General features: G+C 40.5%; 5 protein-coding genes. 3 read left to right on the forward strand and 2 right to left on the reverse strand.

Going from position 1 to position 3,403, the window contains the following annotated elements; genetic code table 11:
- Positions 1-323 (forward strand): two pore domain potassium channel family protein (locus D6774_04080; GenBank protein RME77543.1); only part of this gene is annotated, 323 nt, incomplete at its 5' end.
- Here D6774_04080 and D6774_04085 read toward each other — a convergent pair.
- Together D6774_04085 and rnz are read right to left on the reverse strand one after the other, a co-directional pair.
- A complete protein-coding gene (locus D6774_04085; GenBank protein ID RME77544.1) occupies positions 309-710 on the reverse strand; it encodes a Holliday junction resolvase in 402 nt (133 codons plus the stop codon). The genes D6774_04080 and D6774_04085 overlap by 15 nt on opposite strands.
- A gap of 399 nt (positions 711-1,109) precedes the next feature.
- Positions 1,110-2,012 carry a ribonuclease Z gene (gene rnz / locus D6774_04090; protein ID RME77545.1) on the reverse strand — a complete coding sequence of 301 codons (903 nt, stop codon included), beginning with the start codon at positions 2,010-2,012 and terminating at the stop codon, positions 1,110-1,112.
- Between the two features lie 86 nt (positions 2,013-2,098).
- Between rnz and endA the strand changes: the two genes are divergently transcribed.
- Both endA and D6774_04100 read left to right on the forward strand, forming a co-directional pair.
- Positions 2,099-2,620: a tRNA-intron lyase gene (gene endA, locus D6774_04095; GenBank protein RME77546.1), complete on the forward strand. Its 522-nt coding sequence runs from the start codon at positions 2,099-2,101 to the stop codon at positions 2,618-2,620.
- Positions 2,621-2,775: 155 nt separating this feature from the next.
- Positions 2,776-3,403: hypothetical protein (locus D6774_04100; protein RME77547.1), on the forward strand; the 628-nt coding region annotated here is incomplete at its 3' end.

Below are 3,403 nucleotides of genomic sequence, written 5' to 3' on the forward strand. Positions count from 1 at the left end.
AAAAAGAACCTGGATATGGAACCTTTGTCTATTACAGCATTGTTTCCTTTACCACCATTGGTTATGGAGATATTGCCCCAGTTTCAACTGCTGCGAGAATGGTTACGGGTTTTAGTTCTATGCTTGGCATGATTATTAATGTTGTCTTCATATCTATCCTGCTTATTTTTGTTTCAAGTTCGCAAGGATCTCAGATCAAGAAAGAAGAAGCACGGATTGAGAAAATCGCAGAAGAAGAAGAAAAAGAGCTTGAATTGTTAAAGGGAAAAAACGCTAAGGATAGCAGGATTCATTCTCTGTTTGAAGAGCTACGCAAGCTCTGAGCGTAGGTGCTGTGTTACTTCTTCAAAAGAAAATCCTAATAGTTTTGCTCGCTCTAAGCTAATCACGAAGTGCTTTTGCGTCATGTCTAGATTTTCTTTTGGAATAAAGTACCAATCATCAAATTTTATCGCAACCCACGCTTCTGCTGCAAAAATTGAAGAGAATTGTTCAAGATGTTCTATTTGTTCCTTGGTGATGTATTGGCGTGTTCCTTTATTTACTTTACATTCGATTGCTAAACGTCTTTTTGCATTTCCGACGAGGAGGTCTGGACAAGGATATTTCATTGCGCCGGAAGCAGGAGCTCTTAGCGCAACGCAGTCCCCTATCTTCCAAAATTTGTGGAGGAGTTCTCTTTCAGCAGCAATACCTTTACGTTTTGACATAATGAAGAAGAAAACAATCCACTATAAAAGTATTGAGTACGGATGATTAAATGTTTTAATCACCTAAATCCGAAGGATTCAAGACCTTTTTGCCCTGATTTTACTATTTGTGCTGCTTCTTGATACGTGATGCGTTTTTGATGCATAATTTCACGAATCTTTTCATCCATCTCTTCCGTAATATCCATCATCAATGAGAAAAAGAAAGACGGCTCTTTATAAAAATGCGTTACCACTTTTGTGTGCTTGTTCGTTCTGAATAAATCGGCGCAACTAGTGTACAAGAGATCAAACGTTTTGGCCACACTATTATCTAAACTAGCTATCACTCTGAGATGCTGTTTGTTCTAAAACAACAAGACGCTCATACAACGCTCATACGATGAGCAACACTGCGCACTAAAGAGTGTACTTACTAAAATCTTGCGCGCACTCTACGTTATCAAAAACATCGCGAGCATCACGCTCAATTTGCTCCGTTGTCGCATATCGCTGAGAAAAATGAGTAAGTACTAGTTTTTTCACTCCTGCATCATTTGCAATCTTTGCAGACTCTGCTGCAATCATATGTTTGCTCTCAAGAGCTCTGTTTTTATGCTCATTAGCAAACGTTGCCTCGCACAAAAGAAGATCCGCATCTCTTGCAAGTTCAACAGCACTTTTGCAAATACGCGTATCAGTTATGAACACAAATTTCTTCTTCTCAACCGTATACGTTAAATCCTTTGCGCGTAAAACCTTTCCCGCATACTGCGCATCCTTTCCTTCTTTGAGAATTCTGCAGTGAGGACCATCAGGAATATTCAACTTTGATAAGGCCTCTTTGTTAATATTCAAACGCGCTTTTTCTGTAAATGCATAACCCACGCAAGGAGTGGAATGATCAAGAGGAGCAGTCTCAAGAACATACTCAGAAGTCTCAAGAACTACACTTGTCTCCTTAGGGTCAATCTCCTCAACAATGATATCAACAGTAGATTCAAAGGCACACGATTTCAATGCATGATGCATAAATTCCTTTGTTCCTTTTGGACCAATAATAGTAAGACGTTTACCATCTTCGCTATTTCCCATAGTTTGAATAAGAGGAATAAGCCCCCCCACATGATCGCCATGCCAGTGAGTAAGCGCAATAATATCCACATCAGTGCGTTTAATTCCTGTAAGATTCATCTGACGCTGAGTTCCTTCACCGCAGTCAAAAAGAATGCCAAGGCCCTTAAAACGCAAGAACACAGAGGTAACGTTACGATCCTTTGTAGGAATCGCAGAAGCAGTGCCAAGAACAGTAATATTCATCATTTTTTATCGCTCCTTAAAATTGATTATAAGAGACTATTGAAAATAAATAGATGAATATTTAAATACCCTTCGCTCACGTGCACAACATGGTAATTAAATCACAATGGGTGGGAGAGCGCGTCATCACAGAGCCAAGCGACGCTGCACGCGAACTCTACAACCAATCACGCTTTGGAAAGATCCTCGCTGATGGATCTGTGCACCTCGCACTACACGAAGCACTTTACCTAATAGAAAAGAAAAAAATAAAGGTTTACGACCGCAAAAAAGAACTTGACATCCAAACCTTCATCAACAAAGCACGCAGAAGAGAAAAAAACTTCTGGATTCGCTATTGCGTCTTCAAAGATCTACGCTCACGAGGATACATAGTAAAAACCGCGCTCAAATTCGGAGCAGATTTTAGAGTCTACGACCGCGGGGTAAAACCTGGAGAAGACCATGCGCGGTGGATCGTTTTTCCCGTAGCAGAAGCAGATGGCATGACGTGGTACGAATTCTCAGCAAAAAACAGAGTAGCACACTCTACGAAAAAAAGGCTTTTATTAGGGATTGTTGATGCAGAAGGAGACGTAACCTATTTCGAGAATAAGTGGTTGCGCCCTTAAGTTTTGCTCTTGCTCTTTAGAGCAATCTAACAGACCCGGGTCGCCCCCCTCTTTTGACGGGTGTTTGTTTACCTTTTACAAAAAAGAAGGTTTCTTTAAAACAAAGAAGAACGCCGTAATAACACTTAAATACCGTTCAGCCTTTTTCCTCGCCTATGGACAAAAGCGCCGCAATTCTTCAGTTTATCCAACGAAACGGACCCATAGTGCCCGCACAAGTAAACAAACACATCGGCGTTGATGTCATGCTCGCATCAGCAATGCTTGCAGAACTAGCAAGTAAAAACAAGGTAAAAATCTCCAAACTCAAAGTGGGTGGAAGCCCCCTCTACTTTCTTCCAGGGCAAGAAGCACAACTCTCGCGATTTGCACACAAACTAAATGAAAAAGACAAAAGAACCCATGACCTCTTAGAAGCTAACAAAGTTCTTGAAGAAGCACAACTTGATCCTCTCGTAAGAGTATCATTACGACAAATACCTGATTTTGCAGTTCCCTTACTCATAAACCATGAAGGAAAAGAACGCCTTTTCTGGAAATATTTCACCGTTCCTGATGAAGAAGCTGAAGCAATTATCAAACAAAAATTAGGAATCACAGAAAAAAACCCACAAGAAGAAGCAGAACAATCAAAAGAGCAACCAAAAGAGCAACCAAAAGGAAAAGAGACAACTCCTGTACTCAATGAAGAATTACGCGCGCAAATAAAAGAAGAGCTTAGAAGAGAGCTTGAAGAAACCAGAAAGAAACAAGAAGAGACAAGTTCTCAAAACGCAAGAGCGG

Source organism: Candidatus Woesearchaeota archaeon (assembly GCA_003695435.1).
In the GTDB taxonomy this organism is placed as follows: Archaea; Nanobdellota; Nanobdellia; order Woesearchaeales; family UBA11576; genus J101.

What these genes read in the sequence shown, in the direction of transcription:
- D6774_04085 (RME77544.1), bottom strand. Translation starts at nt 710, where the DNA reads ATGTCAAAACGTAAAGGTATTGCTGCTGAAAGAGAACTCCTCCACAAA.
- rnz (RME77545.1), bottom strand. Translation starts at nt 2,012, where the DNA reads ATGATGAATATTACTGTTCTTGGCACTGCTTCTGCGATTCCTACAAAG.
- endA (RME77546.1), top strand. Translation starts at nt 2,099, where the DNA reads ATGGTAATTAAATCACAATGGGTGGGAGAGCGCGTCATCACAGAGCCA.